Source organism: Streptomyces sp. NBC_00094 (genome assembly GCF_026343125.1).
Lineage (GTDB): Bacteria > Actinomycetota > Actinomycetes > Streptomycetales > Streptomycetaceae > Streptomyces.
The window spans coordinates 7,913,798-7,931,517 of record NZ_JAPEMB010000001.1; the positions used below are offsets into that span (position 1 = coordinate 7,913,798).

Sequence of the window (17,720 nt, forward strand, 5' to 3'; positions counted from 1 at the left end):
AATGCCCGATGCCGGTCACCGGCGCCCGCCGACCAGAGCGGAGCGCAACCAGTTCAACATCGGTCGGGCCCTGCCCTTCCTGATCCTCGCCGTGACGGCCGTCGCCGACGTCCTCACCCCCGACAAGGAGCGCTTCGAACGCCTCCTCGTCGCCGCGCCCGCGCTCGCCGCCGTCACCTGGAGCGTGCGCGGGACCATCGGCATCGGGCTGCTCGCCATGGGGGTGCGCGCCCTGCTCCACCTCGGCAGGTCCGAGACCCTCGTGCCCGAACTCCTCGCCAGCGAGGTCGTCCTCGCCCTCGTCACCGCTTCCGCCGCCTGGGCCAGCAGGGTCCGCACCCGCTACGAACAGGACCTGCGCGAGGTCACCGCCGTCGCCGAGGTCGTCCAGCGCGTGGTCCTGCGCCCGCTGCCCGGCCGTCTGGGCCGGTTCGACCTCCACCTGCTGTACGTCGCAGCAGCCGCCAAGGCCCGGATCGGCGGCGACTTCTACGAAGCCGTCCGGGTCCCCGGAGCCGTACGGATCATGCTCGGCGACGTCCAGGGCAAGGGCCTCGGCGCCGTCGAGACCGCCTCCGTCCTGCTCGGCTCCTTCCGCGCCACCGTCAACGAGGCCCCCGACCTCGCCGCCCTCGCCGACAGACTCGACGAGGGCCTCGCGCGCTACGGCGGCTGGGACCCCGAGTCCGACGCCGCCGAACGCTTCGCGACCGTCGTCCTCGTGGAGCTCCCCGACGACCGGGACGTCGCCCGGCTCCTCAGCTGCGGCCACCCCGCCCCGATGCTCCAGCACGGGAGCGAGGTCGCGCCCGTCGCCTTCGCCGACCCCTCGCTGCCCGTCAACCTCGCCGGCCTCGCCGAGAACCACCACCGGATCGAGGAGGTGCCCTTCGGCCCGGGGGACCGGCTGCTCCTCTACACGGACGGCGTCAGCGAGACCCGCGACCGGGCCGGCACCTTCTATCCGCTGGAACTGCGCCTGCGCGGCTGGGTACGGGAACCGGCCGCCGAGGTGCCCGGGCTCCTCCACCGGGATCTCGCCGCGTACGGCGCCGGCGGCCTCGACGACGACGTCGCCGCGTTGCTCGTCGTCCGTCCGCCCGAGTCCCACTGACTGCCCGCCGCACCACCCGCGCCGCCCTCAAACATCGAGTTCGGGGCGCCTTGTGTCGTTCCCGCACGGTTGCGTGACACGTGCGCCGTTCGTGCGCTCTGGTCGCTCCGCGCCACATACGTGAGGCTTGCGACCGTCCGCATCGCGGACAGTCAGCAGTCCACTCGAGAGGAACGGGTGCACGTGCCCCAGGACAACCCCATCGCCACCGGATCGTCCGAAGAGTTCCCCGGCTTCCCGGACGTCACGGCGGGCCTCACCGCCGCCGACACCGCCCGCATCGCCGAGAGCGGGAACGGCCTCTGGGCCGCCGACGGAACGGTGAACGCCGACGCGGTCCGGCTCGGCCAGACACTCGCCACCGCGCTCCTCGGCGGCGGCCCGGCCGAGAGGGCGGGCGCCGAACCCCTGCTCCCGGCCGAACTCGCCGCGCACGTCGAGGAGGTCCGCGGCCTGGCCTGGCCCGCGTACCACCGCATCGAGGCCGCGGACGGCGTCCGGCTCTCCGCCTTCAGCCTCCGGCAGCTCGGCCCCGGCCCGCACCCGCTGGTCGTCGTCCCGGCCGGCTGGACCCCCTTCGGCTGGCCGCTGTTCCTCTGGTCGTACCTCACCCTCGCCCGCAAGGGCTACCACGTCCTCGCCTACACGCCCCGCGGCCTCGGCATTCCCGGGCTGCCCTCCACCTCCGAGGGCTTCGTGGACGTCGCGGGACCCCACGACTGGGCCGACGGCTCGGCCGTCATCGACTTCGCCGTCGAGCACCTCGCCCCGAGCACCATCGGATTCCTCGGCGAGTCCTACGGCTCCGGCATCAGCCAGCTCGTCGCCGCGCACGACGACCGGGTCGCCGCCGTCGTCGCCCTCAGCACCTGGGGCAACCTCGCCACCAGCCTCTACGACAACAAGACCCGCCACCTCGCGGCCGTGAAGGCGCTGATCGGGCTGACCGGCGGACCGGTGGAGGACAAGTTCGACGAGGGGAACCAGCAGATCCTCGCCGACTTCCAGGCCGACCGGAACCTGGACAAGGTCGTCACGTGGGGCCGGCTGCGCTCGCCGGAGTCGTACCTGGAACTCACCCGCGAGAACGAGACACCCACCTTCTTCTCCAACACCTGGCACGAGAGTCTGTTCGCGGTCAACCAGGTCCTGACGACCTTCGAGGCCCTGCAGGTGCCCAAGCGGCTCAACCTCTGGATCGGCGACCACGCGGCCCCCGAGGGCCCGGGCCTCATCGGCACGGAACCCCGCAAGGTCAACCTCCCCATGGCGGAGGCGTACGCCTGGCTCGACCACCACCTCAAGGGCGAGAGCAACGGGGTGGAGGACTGGGAGCAGGTCAGCAACCAGGTGATGTTCACCTACGTCACGGAACCCGTGACGGATCCCGGCACCGGCGAGCCGACCGGGGAGAACCGCATCGTCGAACCCGCGGTCCGTGAGACCCGCGCCGACTGGAGCGAGGTGACCACCGGCGTCGAGGTGTTCGGCCTCACCGGCGACGGTGCCGGAGGCGCCGACGGCCTGCTCGTACCGCGCGTCGGCGAGGGGCCGACCCCACCGGAGGAGACCGGCTGGCGACGCGCGTTCGTCGCGGGCGTCGACACCGAGGCCACCGCCATGGACATGCCGCTCATGAAGACCGGCCAGGCGGAGTGGGGCGGCAACCCCAAGATCTACGACACCCGCAAGATCGACCGCCGGCACGCCGTGGCCTGGACCACCGAACCACTCCGCGCTCCCGACGGGGGACAGGCCGGCCGCCGCGTCCGGGGCATCCCGCGCCTGCGCCTCACGGTCCGCTCCACGTCCACCTCGGCGGGTCTCGTCGCCCATCTCCTGGACGTCGCCGAGGACGAGACGGCCCGGATCATCACCCACGAACCGCTCAACGTGTACGGCCTGACGCCCGAGCAGGACACCACCGTGACCTGGCGGCTCCAGGCGGCCGCGTACGACATCCCCGCCGGCCACCGGCTGATGCTGGTCGTCGACAGCATGGACCCGCTGTACGGCGGCGCCTCCATCACCTGGACGCAGACCGCCGTCGGCTCACCGGAGGACGAGCCGTCGTTCCTGGAACTGCCCCTCGGCTGAGTCCGGGAGGCCGTACGTGAGGTGGGTGGGGGCGCGTCCCGAGGCCGTGCCCCCACCGCGTCACGTCACTCCACCGGCGCGAGGCCCAGGTGTTCGCGGAGCGTCGTCCCCGTGTACGCGGTCCGGTACACCCCCCGCTCCTGGAGCTCGGGCACGAGCAGGTCCACGATGTCGTCGAGTCCGTCAGGCACCAGGTACGGCGAGATGTTGAAGCCGTCGACCGCGCCGTGCCGGGCGAACCGCGCGAACTTCTCCGCGAGCCCCGCGGGAGTGCCCACGTGCCCGCGCTGCGGGCCGAGTTCGATGACGGTCTCGCGGAGCGACCAGCCGTTGGCCTCCGCCCTGGCCCGCCACTCGGCGACCACGGCCCCGGGATCCTTCACCGAGCGCGTCCCGAACGTCCCCGTGTACGCGGCGACGACCGGGTCCTCGGCGGGCAGGGGACCGTCGGCGTCCCGCCCGGACAGGTCGAAGCCCCACAGTCGGCTCGCGATGCCGAGGGCCACGGCGGGCGTGACCTGTTCGAGGCGGACCCAGCGCTCCTTCTCCTCCGCCTCCTTCTCCGTGGCTCCGATGATGATCTCCGTACCCGGCAGGATCCGCAGGGCGTCCTCGGGCCGCCCCACCGCACGCAGCCGGCCTCGGACGTCCTCGGCGAAGGCCAGGGCGTCGTCGAACTCCGTCCCGTGCGCGGAGAAGATGACGTCCGCGTTGCGCGCCGCGAAGTCCCGGCCCTCGCCGGAGTCCCCGGCCTGGAAGATCACCGGGTGGCCCTGCGCGCTGCGCGGCAGGGTCGGCGCGAGATCGACGTCGAACTGCGCCCCCCGTGACCGGACGTGCCCGACCGCCCCCGGCACCGACCAGGACCGGGCCTCGGCGGAGCCGGCCACCGCACCCTCCGCCCAGCCGTCCCACACGGCACGCGCCACGGAGAGGAACTCCTCAGCGCGCCGGTAGCGGTCGGCGTGGTCGAGGTAGCCGCCGCGCCGGAAGTTCTCCCCGGTCCAGGCGTTGTGCGTGGTCACCACGTTCCAGCCGGCCCGGCCGCCGGAGAGCAGGTCGAGGCCCGCGAGGCGCCGGGCCAGATCGCCGGGCTCGTTGTAGGTGGTGTTGGAGGTGGAGACCAGCCCGATGCGGTCGGTGCCGGCGGCGAGCGCCGACAACTGGGTGATCGAGTCCGGCCGGCCCGCGACGTCCAGCTCGTGGATGCCGCCCTCCGACTCGCGCAGCCGGAGCCCGTCACCGAGGAAGAAGGCGTCGAAGAGCCCGCGTTCGGCGGTCCGGGCCACGCGCAGGAAGGAGGCCGGATCGATCTGCGAGCCGCTCGACGGGTCGGACCAGATCGTCCAGTGGTTGACCCCCTGGAAGAAGACCCCGAAGTGGAGCCGGGCGTCGGGACGGGGGACGTCGGTGGGGTCGGTGCGGGTCATCGGGTCTCCTCCCGGACGAGAGCGGCGGTGGCGTCGGCGTCGGCGGCGGGGCCGGCCGCGAACCGGCTGACGGGCCGGGGGAGCCCCAGCGACGTACGCAGGGTGCTGCCCGGCAGCGGGCGGGTCGCGAGCCTCCGGACGAACAGCTCGGGCAGGACGAGACGCGAGAGCACCGACAGGTCCTCGTCGAGGACGAGCGGCAGCAGCCGCACCCCGTCGACCTTCCCGGCGAGCTCCGCGAGGAGGGCCACCAGACCGTCCGCGGACCCCGTGTACCGGAGCCGGTCCGAGCGGCCCGCCCAGGGCGCGTACCGCTCCAGATCGGCGATCCGCTCCCCGGCCGCCTCGCGCGGGGTGTCGAGGGCCACCTCGATCTCGGCGAAGGCCAGCGGCGCACCGGCGGCCGCGGCCGTCCCGGCCGCCGCGGCCGTCTCGCCGGCGGTGGGCCCGCCGACCAGCGCCACGTCGGTCAGCCCGGCCGGGACGAGACCGGCGCGGGCGAGGACCACGGGACGGCCCTGCGGGGGACGCGGCACGATGGACGGGCCCTTCACCGAGTACGTCTCACCGGCGAAGTCGATGGAGTGGAGCCGCTTCCGGTCCAGATAGCGGCTCGTGGCGACGGACCGGATCACCGCGTCGTCCTCCCAGGAGTCCCACAGGTCCCGGACGACACGCAGGCCGTCATGCGCCTCGCGGGCGAGCGCCCCGTCGCCTTCGACGAGCGGGCGCCCCCAGGCCCGCGCGGCCGCCGGGTCGTCCTCGACTCCCACCACCCAGCCGGCGCGGCCGGCCGAGACGTGGTCGAGGGAGGCGAGCTGCGAGGAGACGTGGAACGGTTCGGCGTAGGTGGTGGCGAGCACCGGGGCCACTCCGAGGACGCTCGTCGACGCGGCGACGAACGCGGCCCGCTCGACCGCGCCGATCCGGCCGACCGGGTCGGTGCCGGAAGCCGGCGGCAGGATCGAGTCGTCGAGGGTGACGAGCGTGAACCCGGCGTTCTCGGCGGCGGCCGCGGTCCGGGTGAGCCGACGCGGTGTCAGCAGCTCGCCGGGGGCGTGCGCGGCACGGCGCCACGCGGCCGGATGGGCACCGTCGCCGTCGAGCTCGACGGCCAGGTGCAGGGCAGGGCGGGGCATGGAGGTGTCCTTCCGGAAGACAGGAGCGCGCGACGGGGCACGGGCGCGCGGAGACGCGCCGGCGTACGGCCGTGCGGCGGGATGTCACGGAACGCGCGGACCCGCGCGAAGCGGGGTCAGGCGCCGGGGGAAGGACAGATGGCCGAGGACGTACGGCAGAAGTCGACGTGCCGCCGGCAGACCAGCGGCGCACTCGCCCGGCCGGGGCCGTGCGCCACGGTGATCGCTGCGTCCACGTGCGCCTCCCCTCGGATCCGGTCCCGCTCCGCCCCGTGCGTCAGGGAAGGAACGTCTCACCTTAGGCAGGCGGGCTTCCCCACTGTCAAGGCCCGTCCCGGCTGGTGGGAGCGTCAGCGGGCCATGGGGGGAGGGCAGTTGGCGCGTACGGGGGCGGGGAGGCGATCCGTATGGCGGAGACACAGTTCCGTGCGGTGGGGACACAGCTCCGTGCGGCGAGGAGCCGGCCCGTACGGAGGCGGCGAGGAGCCGGCCCGTGCAGGCGCGGGCGGCCCGGGTCCTGTACGCCAAGGGTCTCCCGACCGCGCTCCCGCACCTGCCGGCCCGGTCGAAGATGCACCCGCAGAAGGACGCGTCGCCCCGCCCGATCCCCCTAGCGTGCCCGCATGACCCGATTCTCCCGGGCGGCCGCGGCCGCCGTACTCGCCTGCTCCCTCGCCTTACCCGGCGCCCTCGCCACCGCCGGCCCGTCCGCCGCGGCCCCGGCCACGGCCGTGGCCTCCATCGCCCCCTCCACCGCCGCACCCGCGCTGCCGGCTCCCACCGGGCCGTACGCCGTCGGCAGCACCGTCATCCCGCTTGTCGACCGGTCGCGTACCGATCCCTGGGTCCCGACCGCCGCCGGGCGCGAACTGATGGTCACCCTTCACTACCCGGCCGCGCGCCCCGGCGACGGGCGTCCCGCCCCGTACGCCACCGGTGAGGAGGCGCGCCTTCTGACCGAGGCGCTCGGCATCGGCTCCGTCGTCCCTGGCGACGCGCTCGCCCGGATGCGCACCCACAGCAGGACAGACGCCCGTCCCGCCCCCGGTCGGTACCCGCTCGTGCTGCTCTCGCCGGGATTCGGCGCCTCGCGCTGGACGCTCACCCACCTTGCCGAGGACCTCGCCTCGCGCGGCTACGTCGTCGCCTCGGTCGACCACGCCTACGAGTCGTACGGCATCTCCGTCCCCGGCGGCCGGACCCTCGACTGCGTCGCCTGCACGGCGCTCGACGAGGGAGGTGTCCACGCGAGCGTGGTGACCGCGACCCGCGCCGCCGACATGCGCTTCGTCCTCGACCGCCTCACCGGGCCGCGACCCGCCTGGCGCCATGCCCGGGTCATCGACGCGCGCCGCGTCGGCATGGCGGGCCACTCGATCGGCGGGGCGAGCGCGGCCACCGCCATGGCGGCCGACCGGCGGATCGACGCCGGGCTCAACATGGACGGCGCCTTCTGGGAGGACCTGCCGGTGGAGGGTCTGCGGGGCCGCCCCTTCCTGATGCTCGGCACGCACGACGCGATGCACCTGCCCGGCGGGGAGGACGCCAGCTGGGACCGGACGTGGCCCACGCTCGACGGCTGGAAGCGGTGGGTCACCGTGGCCGGTGCGGAGCACTTCACCTTCTCCGACTACCCCGTGATCCAGAGCGGGTTCGGACTGCCCGGGCCGACGCTCCCGGCCGACCGGGCCGTCGCCGTCACCCGGACGTACGTGGCCGCCTTCTTCGACCGGCACCTGCGCGGTGTCGCGCGGCCCGTGCTCGACGGGCCGACCGCCGACAACCCGGAGGTCCACTTCCAGCACCGCTGACCCCCGTCTGCCGGAGGCGGGGACGGGGGCGGGGCCAGGGGCGGTGCGGGGCCGTCAGGCGCGGTACGGGGTGTTCTCCGCCGCCCAGTCCGCCAGTGCCCGCGCGCACTCGGCGACCGACTCGCGCCAGGTGCGGGCCGCTCCGTCCCCCGCCTCGTCGCTGACGTGCTTCACGATGCGCAGCGGTACTCCGGCGAGCTCCGCGGCCGTCGCCAGCGCGTAGCCCTCCATGTCGACGAGCGCCGCCCGCTCCGCGAGCCGGACGCGAGAGGCCTCGTCCGAGATGAACGCGTCGCCGGTGGCCAGAACCACGTCCCCGCCGTCCGGCAGCGTCAGCGGCGCCCCGTACGTCTCGCCGGTGAGGGTGGCGAGGAGCGCGCCGTCCAGGTCGTGCTGGAGCACGGTGCCGACGACGTGCGTCCCGGTCCAGCCCGGGCGCAGCGCCCCGGCCGTGCCCAGGTTCACGATCCCGGACGGCCGCGGCCCCCGGCCGAGTACCGTCGCGAGGGCGGTCGCCGCGTTGACCTTGCCCATGCCGGTGAGCAGCACCGGCAGATCCGTGTCGAGGTACTGGGCCTCCTCCTTGACGGCGAGGACGAAGAGGGGACGGTCGGCGGTGATCTCTCCCAAGAGTTCCATGGGGGCCACGCTAGTTCGCCGCCCCGCCCGCCGTGAAACCGACGGCACCGCGAACCCTTGGAACCCTCGGGCTCACCCCAGGGTGCGCACGGCGCCCCGGACCGGGGGTCAGATCGGCAGCAGGCGCCCGATCAGCGTTCCGAGCCGGCGTGCGTTGCGGCACGGGCGCATGTCCACGACCTCGGCGTAGGCGGGAGCCTCCGAGTCGCCCGTGCCCCACAGCGAGGGCTGTTCGGGGTTGAGCCAGTAGACCCGGCGCGCCCGGTCCGCTACCCGCTTCAGCGCCGCGAGGTTGGGGTCGGCGCGGTTGGTCCGGCCGTCGCCGAGGACGAAGAGCACCGTGCGCGGGCCGACGGCCTCCGCGTACCGGTCGGCGAACTCCCCGAGCGCCGTCCCGTAGTCGCTCTGCCCGTGCCACCCGGTCACCTCCGCCTCCGCGAGGATGCGGTCGCCGAGCCCCGCCGGGTCCGCCGCGCCGCGTGCGATCAGCCCCGTCACCTCGTCGACGCGGTTGACGAAGGCGAAGACCCGTACCCGACTGAACTGGTCGTGCAGCGCCTGCACCAGCAACATCGTGAACTGCGCGAAGCCGGCCACCGAGCCCGACACGTCGCACAGCAGCACCAGCTCGGGCCGTCCGGGACGGCGCCGCCGAAACACCGGACGCACCGGGACGCCCCCGGTCGACAGCGAGCGCCGCAGTGTCCGCCGCAGGTCGATCTCCCCGCGTGCCGCCCGCCGCCGCCGGGCCGCCAGCCGGGTGGCCAGCTTCCGCGCCAGCGGTCGTACCGTACGGCGCAACTCGGCCAGCTGCTCCCGCCCCGCCAGCAGGAAGTCCACCCCGTCCACCGTCCCCGCGACCGCCCGCCGCGCGACCCGGTCCCGGCCCTGCCGCTCGGCGACCCGCCGTCGGGCCTCGCTCCGCACCCGCTCGCGGAAGGCCTCGATGCGCCGCCGGATCTCGTCGTCGAGCAGCCGGTCGGCGAACTCCGGCTCCTCGCTCCGCTCCGCCGCCCGCACCCGGGCGAGCAAGGTCTCGGGGCGGAGCCGGGAGAGCGTCTGGTACGAGGACCAGCCGTCCGACTCCGGGCCGGAACCGAAGCCGCCGAAACCGCCCACCGCCTCGGCGGCCAGCCCGTCGAGCGCGGCTCCGTCACCGGCGGCGAGCGCGGCCGCGAGCCGGTCCCGCAGCGCCGCGAGGTCGGCCGCCGTGCCGTGGAGCACCGCAGGGTCGGAGTCCCCGGCGAGCGGGAAGTACAGGTCGAAGACCCGGTCGAACACCGGGCGCTGCCGCTCTCCGTGGAGCAGCGTCGCCGCCAGCGCCTCCCGCATCAGCTCGCGGTCCGTGAACCCGACGGCCTCCAGGGCGTGGCCGGCGTCCACCGTCTCTCCGGTCCCGATCCCGAACCCGTGGTCGCGCAGGGCACCCACCAACCCGGTGAGCCGCGCGACGGTCCCGTCCGAAGGATCCGCCGTCGACCCGGCTGCCGCCGTCGACCCGGCTGCCGCCGTCGACCCGGCTGCCGCCGTCGACCCGGCTGCCGCCGTCGACCCGGCTGCCGCCGTCGACCTGGACGCCGCCGTCGAGCCGGTCTCACCCGTCGAGCCGGTCTCCGCCGTTGCCCCGGTCTCCGCCGTCGACCCGGCCGGGTCCGTCGGGCTCACACCGCGTCCAGGTCGAGCTTGGCCGCGGCCTTCACGATGTCCTCCTGGTGCTTGAGAAGGACCCCCAGGCTGTCCCGTACGACCCGCTCGTCCAGCCGGTCCGCGCCGAGCGCCAGCAGCGTGCGGGCCCAGTCGATCGTCTCCGAGACCGACGGCGCCTTGCGCAGGTCCATCGTCCGCAGCGCCCCCACGACCCGTACGACGGACGTGGCGAGCGCGGCGTCGAGCCCCGGGACCTTGAGGGTCACGATCCGGCGCTCCAGCTCTTCCTCCGGGAAGTCGATGTGCAGGAAGAGACAGCGCCGCCGCAGCGCCTCGGAGAGTTCGCGGCTCGCGTTCGACGTGAGCACGACGAACGGCCGGCGCGCCGCCCTGATCGTGCCGAGCTCGGGGACGGTCACCTGGAAGTCGCTGAGGACCTCCAGGAGCAGGCCCTCCACCTCGACGTCGGCCTTGTCGGTCTCGTCGACGAGGAGGACGGTCGGGTCCTCGGAGCGGATGGCGGTCAGCAGCGGCCGGGCGAGCAGGAACTCCTCGGAGAAGATGTCCGTCCGCGTCTCGTCCCAGGACTCGCCGCGGCCGGCGGTGATCCGCAGCAGCTGCTTGGCGTGGTTCCACTCGTACAGCGCGCGGGACTCGTCGACGCCCTCGTAGCACTGGAGCCGGACGAGCCGGGCGCCCGTCACCTCGGTGACGGCCTTGGCGAGCTCCGTCTTGCCGACTCCGGCGGGCCCCTCGACCAGGAGGGGCTTGCCCAACCGGTCGGCGAGGAAGACGGTGGTGGCGACGGCCCGCGACGCCAGGTAGCCGGTCGTGGCGAGTCGCTCGGCGACGTCGTCGACGGAGCTGAAGAATCCGGTCGTCATGTCTGTCCCCCCGGGGAGCGGAAACTCTTACTGGCCAGTAGCCTCGGTGGTACTTGATCAGATGCCGGAGCGCCGCACAACCGTTCCGCGCGAGGTCCCTGCCCGCGCGCGGAACGCGACCCGCTGGTCCAATGGGGGGACCGGGTACGCCGCCGGGAGAACCGCGCGGCGGTGGAGGTGTCGTGGCGGAACGGGACGAGGCACTCCTGGCCAGGGTGCGGGCGATGGAGCAGGCGATCGGCGAGATCGGTACGACGCTCGACGAGACGAACACCTGCCGCGAGCTCGCCGGCTTCCTCGTGCGCCGGTTGGGCGGCTCGGTGACGGTCGACCTCTTCACGGAGCCGGGCACCCCGGCCCGCCGCGCCGCGACGGCGAGAACAGCGACGGAGTCGCACCGGTCGGGCCCCGGCTCCGAGGCCCCCACGCGCGACGCACCCGGCGGGCCGGATTCCGTCGCGCCCGCAGCCCGCGCGCCCGAAACCCTTGGATCGTCCGAAGCCCCCGGCTCCGGATCCCCCGGCTCCGAAGCCCCCGGCTCCGGATCCCCCGGCTCCGGATCCCCCGGCTCCGAAGCCCCCGGATCCGACACCCCCGGATCCGACACCCCCGTGCGCACCCTCACCGCCGAGCTCGCCGTCGGCCGCGACGAGAAGCCCCTCGGCGCGGTCACCGTCACCCGTACCGGTGGCGCTTCCTTCGCCGATCACGAGGCCGCCGTCCTCCACCACGCCGCGCGGCTCGCCGCCCGGCACATCCGGCACGCGCGCCGCCTGGCCGTCACCGAGGACACCGCGCTCCACCTCCAGCGCGCCCTCGTCGCCGAGCCGGGCCGGCCGCATCCCAACCTGGAGATCGCGGGCGGCTATCTGCCCGCCGGGCACCACACCCTCGTCGGCGGCGACTGGTTCGAGACGGTACGGCTCCACTTCGGCCGCACCCTCCTCGTCGTCGGCGACGTGATGGGCCACGGCCTGGACGCGGCCGTGGACATGAACGCGTACCGCACGGTGCTCCGCGAGGTGGCCGCCACCGACCTGCCGCCCCACCGGGTCCTGCGCCACCTGGACTCCGTCGTCGCCGGGGACGACGCCCGACGCCCCGCCACCTGCCTGCTCGTCCGGGTCGACCCGGCCCGCGGCGCCGCGACCTTCGCCAGCGCGGGCCACCTGCCGCCCGCCGTGTTCGGCGCGGACGGTTCGGCGGAGCTGGTCGACCTCCCGGTCGGCCCGCCGCTGGGCACCGGGGTCGGCGGCTACGAGCCCGTCACCCGCCCCCTGACTCCGGCCGAGACGCTGCTGCTCTTCACCGACGGCCTCGTCGAGCGCCGCGGCGAGGACATCGACGTGTCGCTGGCGCGCCTCGCCGCGCTCCGGCTGCCCCCGGACCCGGGCCCGGAACAGGTCGTCGACGAGGTGCTGCACCGCCTCGGCGCCCACCAGGCCGAGGACGACGTGGCCGTCCTCGCGGCCCGCGTCCGCGCGCGTCGGACCACGTGACATGACGTCACTCCCGCGTCGACCCCACGCCACTCCCTCCCCGCGGGGAGGCCGTGACACACGGTCACACCGGCAAGTCCGCAGCAGGTTTCCCACCTGCGCGGGATTCTTTCGCCAGGATGCTTGTGCGCGGCCCCGGGGCCCGGCACGCTCCTCGTATGAACACGGCCAGGCATGCCAGTGAACGTCTGATGAGCTGGCCCTCGCTGACCCCCGGCCGCGCCCATTGCGGCGCCGAGCTCGGACTGGGCACCGCGACGCAGGAAATCGTGCACTTCCACGGGGAGCACGAGGCCGACGTCCACCTCACCCGCGCCATGGTCGCGAAACTGCGCCCGGCCCTCCTGGGGTCGAGCGCCGTCCGGCTGTGCGCCGGATCGGGGTGGGTGACGGTCCGGCTGGACATGGGCTCGGACATCGACCTGCTCGCCACGCTGGTGAGCGCGGCCCTCCAGGCCAACGGCGTCCCCGACGTCGCTCCGGACGGCTGCACCCGCACCCGCCCGGTACAGGGCATCCGCTGAACCACGTTCCTAGGTCGTGCCCCCGGAGCCCTGTCCGGGCATCGGGAACAGCATGCACGTGCTGGTCGCGTGGCCGAGCAGACGGTCCTCGGAGTCGTACAGGCCGGCCTCGGCCAACGCCGTGCGGCGTCCGCGTGACAGGACCGTGCCGATGGCCCGGACCTTCCCCGTGTCCGTGGTGATGGGCCGGAGGAAGCGGGTCGACAGGTCGAGCGACGTGTACGCCGTGCCCTGCGGGAGCGTCGAGTGCACCGCGCAGCCGGCGGCCGAGTCGAGCAGGGTCGCGTACATCCCGCCGTGCACGCTCCCGATCGGGTTGTAGTGCTCCTCGCCCGGCTCGAAGGCGAACACGGCACGGCCGTCCTCGACCTCCTCCAGGGTGAAGCCGAGCAGCGCGGCGATCGGAGGCCCGGGCAGCCGCCCGGCCACCATCTCGCGCAGGAAGTCGAGCCCCGCCATCGTCCCCGCGGCCCGGGCACTGACCCCGGCGTCCTGCCACTCGACCGTCCGTGACCGCACCGTCACCACTCCGCTCCGTGTCCGCCGACCGTGTCGACGCTGCTGACTCTGTACGGCGAAGCTAGCCCTCGTGTGAGCTGACTGTCAACGACGCAGTCAGGTGGTTAGAGTGTGACGATGAAGTGGCTGGAGACGGATACGGAGAACTGCTCGGTCCGCCGGACCCTGGACCTCGTGGGCGAGAAGTGGAGCCTGCTCATCCTGCGGGACGCCTTCAACGGGATCCGCCGGTACGACGAGTTCCGGCGCCACCTCGGCCTCTCCGAGGCCGTCCTCGCCGACCGCCTCCGCAAGCTCGTCGCGGCCGGTGTCCTGCGCGCGGAGCCCTACCGTGAACCCGGCGCGCGCACCCGGTACGAGTACCGGCTCACCGCCAAGGGCGTCGACCTCTGGCCCGTACTCCTCGCCCTCAAGCAGTGGGGCGACACCCACGCGGGGGACCCCGAGGGCCCCGCGCTCGACATCCGGCACACCGACTGCGGGGCGCCGGTCCGTGTGGTCGTCCAGTGCGAGGGCGAGGAGCACGCCACCCTCGCCGCCCGGGACGTCACCGTCCGGCCGGGCCCGGGAGCCCGCCCGCTCGTCCGCTGACGCACCCCTCCATCCGGCGTGGCTGCACCCGTTCGGCGGCACAGGGGAGGTGTCACACCTCCCATACGGGTACCCCACGAACCATGCCCCCCACTCCCGGCCCGCCGGACGACGGTTCCCCCGCCGAGCACGGCCACTGGCTCCACCGGCTCCACGCGCGCGTCGTCGCCTCACCGGTCGGCGTCGCGTGGAACCGCGGCCGCGCCATGGAGCTCATGCACCGCGCCATGGGTTTCGCGGCGCTCAGCCTGCTCACCCTCGTGCCCCTCCTCATCGTCGTCGCGGCGGCCGACCTCGCCAGGGGTCAGGGCTTCGCCCGCTGGCTCGTCCAGGGCCTCGGCGTCTCCGAGGTCTCGCAGGAGGAGGTCGAGCGGCTCTTCGGCCAGCCGGGGCAGGCCCTCCAGCGCACCACGGCCTTCGGTCTCGCGGCCCTCGCCGCGTTCGGTGTCACCTTCGGCTCCGCGGTCCAGACCGGGTACGAGCGTGCCTGGGACCTCCCCACCGCCCGCTGGCACACCATGTGGCGGCACGTCGTGTGGCTCGCCGTCCTCGTCGCCGCCCTGCTCCTCTTCGTCGCCACGCCCGCCCCCGAGGAGTCCCCGGCCTCGGTCACCGCGCTCGTCGCCGTCGCCGACGTCATCGGCACCTTCCTCTTCTTCTGGTGGTCGCAGCGCTTCCTCCTCTGTGGCCGCATCCGCTGGCGCGCGCTCGCCCCCGGCGCCGCCCTCACGGCGCTCGGCCTCCTCGGGCTGCGGATCTTCTCCCAGTTCGTGTTCTCCCCGCTCATCGCCTCCAACGCGGTCACGTACGGCCAGTTCGGTACCGTCCTCGTCCTCCAGTCCTGGCTCGTCGGCGTCGGATTCGTCGTGTACGGAGGCGCCCTCACCGGGCGCCTCGTCCACGAGCACCTCCTCCGCCGCCGCATCGGCCGGTCTCCGCTTCCTGACCCGGTTCGCCGACAGCCGTGATCACACGATCCGGTGATCTCCCCGTCACGGGCCGGTCGGCGGCCCCGGGGCCGATTGGATGGAGGAGTCCCACCGGCCCGTCGAAAGAGAGCGCCCATGGCGAACATCTGGCTGCCGCCCGTCGAGTACGTCGCGACCCTGCCGAGAGCGACGGCGTACGCCTGCCTGTACTTCACCGACACGGCAGGCCGCCCGTTCCAGCTCCGCGCCACCTACCGCACCGAGCTGTGGCAGTGGCCCGGCGGAAACATGGACCCGGGGGAGACCCCGTGGGAGACGGCGGTGCGCGAGTGCCACGAGGAGACGGGACTCGTCTTCACCGGGGAGCCGCGTCTCCTCGGTACCCATTTCATGACCGATCGGGGCGAGGAGTGGCCGGCCAACCACATCGGCTTCATCTTCGACGGCGGCGAGCTGACGGACGAGCAGATCGCCGCCGTCGTCCTCGACCCCGATGAGCACAGCGAGTACAGCGTGCGCAGCCTTGCGGAGTGGGAGCGCGAGATGACGCCGAGCGAGTTCACCCGCCTCGCCGAGATCGACCGGGCCCGCAGGACGGGATCGACCGTGTACGTGGAGGCCGGCGCCTCCGTGGACTGAAGCGGGGTGGGGCCGTCCGCCCGGACGGCCCCACCCGTGCCCGTCTTCCCTTCGTGGCGTCTCAGGCAGCCCGGCAGCCGACCGGGTGGGCGATGTCGACCACGAGGCGCTCAGGGGAGTGCAGTGTGAAGGTCTTGAAGGCGGGCTTGGTGTCGAAGGCCGCTCCGATCGTGACCACACCCTCGAAGTTGCCGGTGAGAGCGAGCCCCTTGAGCGTGGGCAGATAGATCTTCAGCAGCCGGGGCCCCTGGTAGACGTTCCTTCCGTTGTCGTCGTGGGCGGCGGCGGGGGAGAGGCTGATCTGCAGGAAGTACTTCCCCGCGAGGGGGACCTTCTGCCCCGAGCCGTCGTAGTGCAGGGCGCTCGCCTGCCGGACGGTGACCGGGGGCACGGCGCCCCGGATGTCGATGACGATCCGGTCGAAGCCGGCGTGTCCGCCCCAACGGGCGTTGACGACCTGGGCCGTGGCCGGTGGTGCGGAGGCGCGGGACGGGGCGCTCGAAGCGCCTGCCGGGATCGTGGCGCCGATTCCGGCGGTCAGGAGGATCCCTGCGGCGACGGCCGCGAGAGTGTGACGGTGATGCATGACGTCCCCCAATTTCTCCAGCTCCGGGGACAGTGGTGTCACTGACAGAGACATCCACCACAACCATACGGTTCCACCCGATATGGGGTAGAAGTGCGCTATGTGCTGGAGCGCGACGGCCGACCTCTGGGCCGGCCTCGGGGTCGGCGCCGTCGGCGTGGCCGCGATCGCCTCCGCACGCCGCGCCGGGGACGTCCCGCTCGCCGCGCTGCCCCTGCTCCTCGGCGCCCACCAGGTCGTCGAGTCCGCCGTCTGGCGCAACGGCGGGGGAGCGGGCCCCGCCGTCCTCGCCTGGGCCGTGATCGCGCTGCCCCTGCTGCCCGTCTGGGTCCCGGTCGGCGTCCTGACCGCGGCCCGTCCCGCCGGGCGACGGCGCGCGCTCGTACCGCTCGCGGCGGGTCTCGCGACCGCGGGCGCCCTCGCGTACCACCTCGTGACACGCCCGGTCACCGCGGAGATCCGCGGACACACCGTCGGGTACGTCGTCGACCTTCCGTACGCGGCCCTGCTCCTGGCCGGCTATCTCCTCGCCACCGTCGGCGCCCTGCTCCTCGCAGGCGACCGGCTCCTGCGGCTGCTCGGGCTTCTGACCGGAGCCGGAGCCGCCGTCTGCGCGCTGCTGTGGAGCGCGGAGTTCGTCTCCACCTGGTGCGCCCTCGCCGCCGTCGCGTCGCTGGTGCTCCTGGCCTGGGTCCGAAGTCGGCCGTAACCCCTCGGCGCCTCAGCAGTTGACCAGGGCATGAAGAAGCGCAGCATGCTCGCCATCGCCTCCCTCGCCGCAGGCGTCGTCACCGCCCTCGTCACCCCGCCGCCGCAGGCCAGCGCCGCCGAGAGCCCCCTCGGTGGGGCCACCGGCCTCCTCCAGGAGGATCAGGGCGTCGAGACCGTCGTCGAGACGGTCGAGACCGTGCAGGGCGCCGGCTCCGCCCTTCAGGCGCCGCAGACCGGCGGACTCCTCTGACCCCTCGCCCGAACCGCTGCGACCGGTCCCCCGCGTCCTCCAGGGCGGCGCGGGGCACCGGCGCGCCGTGACCCGGGAGGGGGTAGCCCGTGCGCGCGCCGTGCGTGAGTAATGACAGGATGTCCCCATGAGCGACAACGTTTACTTCGACATCACCATCAACGACGAGCCCGCGGGCCGGATCACCTTCAAGCTCTTCGACGACGTCGTCCCGAAGACCGCGCAGAACTTCCGCGAGCTGTGCACCGGCGAGCACGGCTTCGGCTACGCCGGCTCCCCGTTCCACCGCGTCATCCCGCAGTTCATGCTGCAGGGCGGCGACTTCACCCGCGGCAACGGCACCGGCGGCAAGAGCATCTACGGCGAGAAGTTCGCGGACGAGAACTTCAAGCTCAAGCACGACCGCCCGTTCCTGCTCTCGATGGCCAACGCCGGCCCGAACAGCAACGGCTCGCAGTTCTTCATCACGACGATCGTCACCGACTGGCTCGACGGCAAGCACGTCGTCTTCGGCGAGGTCGTCGAGGGCCAGGACCTGGTCAAGAAGATCGAGGGCCTCGGCTCCCGCTCCGGCGCCACCAGCGCCACCATCAAGGTCGCCGAGTCCGGCATCGTCAAGGTCTGAACAGGCTCTTGACCTGAGGCCGGATCAGCAGCACTGGTTCCAGCAGCACTGATCGGTAGCCTCGGCGGAGTACGAGCCGAGGGCCC

The 17,720-nt window shown here is 73.7% G+C and carries 18 protein-coding genes; 11 read left to right on the plus strand and 7 right to left on the minus strand.

What is annotated here, in order from left to right; translation table 11 throughout:
- Position 1: 1 nt before the first annotated feature.
- Both OG580_RS34885 and OG580_RS34890 read left to right on the plus strand, forming a co-directional pair.
- On the plus strand, positions 2 to 1,114 hold the full coding sequence (locus OG580_RS34885) for a PP2C family protein-serine/threonine phosphatase (protein WP_267047655.1): 1,113 nt from the start codon (positions 2 to 4) through the stop codon (positions 1,112 to 1,114).
- Between the two features lie 183 nt (positions 1,115 to 1,297).
- Positions 1,298 to 3,211, plus strand: coding sequence for an alpha/beta fold hydrolase (locus tag OG580_RS34890; RefSeq protein ID WP_267047656.1), 1,914 nt, complete (start codon positions 1,298 to 1,300; stop codon positions 3,209 to 3,211).
- A gap of 65 nt (positions 3,212 to 3,276) precedes the next feature.
- Here OG580_RS34890 and OG580_RS34895 read toward each other — a convergent pair whose 3' ends face one another.
- Together OG580_RS34895 and OG580_RS34900 are read right to left on the minus strand one after the other, a co-directional pair.
- On the minus strand, positions 3,277 to 4,641 hold the full coding sequence (locus OG580_RS34895) for an NtaA/DmoA family FMN-dependent monooxygenase (RefSeq protein ID WP_267047657.1): 1,365 nt from the start codon (positions 4,639 to 4,641) through the stop codon (positions 3,277 to 3,279).
- Positions 4,638 to 5,780, minus strand: a complete 1,143-nt coding sequence (locus tag OG580_RS34900) for an LLM class flavin-dependent oxidoreductase (protein ID WP_267047658.1) — start codon at positions 5,778 to 5,780, stop codon at positions 4,638 to 4,640. The genes OG580_RS34895 and OG580_RS34900 overlap by 4 nt, the downstream gene beginning before the upstream one ends.
- A 623-nt stretch (positions 5,781 to 6,403) precedes the next feature.
- Here OG580_RS34900 and OG580_RS34905 point away from each other — a divergent pair.
- Entirely contained in the window at positions 6,404 to 7,591 is a 1,188-nt protein-coding gene (locus OG580_RS34905; protein WP_267047659.1) for an alpha/beta hydrolase, read from the plus strand.
- Positions 7,592 to 7,645: 54 nt separating this feature from the next.
- Here the strand turns inward: OG580_RS34905 and OG580_RS34910 are convergent, their stop codons facing one another.
- The 3 genes from OG580_RS34910 to OG580_RS34920 form a co-directional block, all read right to left on the minus strand.
- Positions 7,646 to 8,230 (minus strand): nucleosidase, encoded by a 585-nt coding sequence (locus OG580_RS34910; protein ID WP_267047660.1) that lies wholly within the window; start codon positions 8,228 to 8,230, stop codon positions 7,646 to 7,648.
- A 108-nt stretch (positions 8,231 to 8,338) separates the two neighbouring features.
- On the minus strand, positions 8,339 to 9,664 hold the full coding sequence (locus tag OG580_RS34915; RefSeq protein ID WP_267048230.1) for a VWA domain-containing protein: 1,326 nt from the start codon (positions 9,662 to 9,664) through the stop codon (positions 8,339 to 8,341).
- A 227-nt stretch (positions 9,665 to 9,891) separates the two neighbouring features.
- Positions 9,892 to 10,761, minus strand: a complete 870-nt coding sequence (locus OG580_RS34920; RefSeq protein ID WP_267047661.1) for a MoxR family ATPase — start codon at positions 10,759 to 10,761, stop codon at positions 9,892 to 9,894.
- A 182-nt stretch (positions 10,762 to 10,943) separates the two neighbouring features.
- On the opposite strand from OG580_RS34920, the gene OG580_RS34925 reads away from it, so the two are divergent.
- Positions 10,944 to 12,260 carry a PP2C family protein-serine/threonine phosphatase gene (locus OG580_RS34925; RefSeq protein WP_267047662.1) on the plus strand — a complete coding sequence of 439 codons (1,317 nt, stop codon included), beginning with the start codon at positions 10,944 to 10,946 and terminating at the stop codon, positions 12,258 to 12,260.
- 158 nt (positions 12,261 to 12,418) lie between these two features.
- Positions 12,419 to 12,784 carry a luciferase family protein gene (locus OG580_RS34930; RefSeq protein ID WP_267047663.1) on the plus strand — a complete coding sequence of 122 codons (366 nt, stop codon included), beginning with the start codon at positions 12,419 to 12,421 and terminating at the stop codon, positions 12,782 to 12,784.
- A gap of 9 nt (positions 12,785 to 12,793) precedes the next feature.
- Here OG580_RS34930 and OG580_RS34935 read toward each other — a convergent pair whose 3' ends face one another.
- Positions 12,794 to 13,309 (minus strand): PaaI family thioesterase, encoded by a 516-nt coding sequence (locus OG580_RS34935; protein ID WP_267047664.1) that lies wholly within the window; start codon positions 13,307 to 13,309, stop codon positions 12,794 to 12,796.
- A 111-nt stretch (positions 13,310 to 13,420) separates the two neighbouring features.
- On the opposite strand from OG580_RS34935, the gene OG580_RS34940 reads away from it, so the two are divergent.
- From OG580_RS34940 to OG580_RS34950, 3 genes are all read left to right on the plus strand, one after another.
- Positions 13,421 to 13,894 (plus strand): helix-turn-helix domain-containing protein, encoded by a 474-nt coding sequence (locus OG580_RS34940; protein WP_267047665.1) that lies wholly within the window; start codon positions 13,421 to 13,423, stop codon positions 13,892 to 13,894.
- Between the two features lie 83 nt (positions 13,895 to 13,977).
- Positions 13,978 to 14,862 carry a YhjD/YihY/BrkB family envelope integrity protein gene (locus OG580_RS34945; protein ID WP_267047666.1) on the plus strand — a complete coding sequence of 295 codons (885 nt, stop codon included), beginning with the start codon at positions 13,978 to 13,980 and terminating at the stop codon, positions 14,860 to 14,862.
- A 96-nt stretch (positions 14,863 to 14,958) separates the two neighbouring features.
- The gene (locus OG580_RS34950) at positions 14,959 to 15,462 is read left to right on the plus strand and encodes an NUDIX domain-containing protein (RefSeq protein WP_267047667.1); all 504 of its coding nucleotides are present in this window, start codon (positions 14,959 to 14,961) and stop codon (positions 15,460 to 15,462) included.
- A 61-nt stretch (positions 15,463 to 15,523) separates the two neighbouring features.
- On the opposite strand, the gene OG580_RS34955 is transcribed toward OG580_RS34950, so the two are convergent.
- Positions 15,524 to 16,048, minus strand: a complete 525-nt coding sequence (locus OG580_RS34955) for a hypothetical protein (RefSeq protein WP_267047668.1) — start codon at positions 16,046 to 16,048, stop codon at positions 15,524 to 15,526.
- A gap of 100 nt (positions 16,049 to 16,148) precedes the next feature.
- Here OG580_RS34955 and OG580_RS34960 point away from each other — a divergent pair, with 100 nt between their 5' ends.
- The 3 genes from OG580_RS34960 (at position 16,149) to OG580_RS34970 (ending at position 17,634) form a co-directional block, all read left to right on the plus strand.
- Positions 16,149 to 16,757 carry a DUF6629 family protein gene (locus OG580_RS34960; protein WP_267047669.1) on the plus strand — a complete coding sequence of 203 codons (609 nt, stop codon included), beginning with the start codon at positions 16,149 to 16,151 and terminating at the stop codon, positions 16,755 to 16,757.
- Positions 16,758 to 16,787: 30 nt separating this feature from the next.
- Complete coding sequence (locus OG580_RS34965; RefSeq protein WP_267047670.1) at positions 16,788 to 17,009, plus strand: hypothetical protein; 222 nt, start codon at positions 16,788 to 16,790, stop codon at positions 17,007 to 17,009.
- Positions 17,010 to 17,136: 127 nt separating this feature from the next.
- Positions 17,137 to 17,634 (plus strand): peptidylprolyl isomerase, encoded by a 498-nt coding sequence (locus tag OG580_RS34970; RefSeq protein WP_267047671.1) that lies wholly within the window; start codon positions 17,137 to 17,139, stop codon positions 17,632 to 17,634.
- Positions 17,635 to 17,720 lie beyond the last annotated feature (86 nt).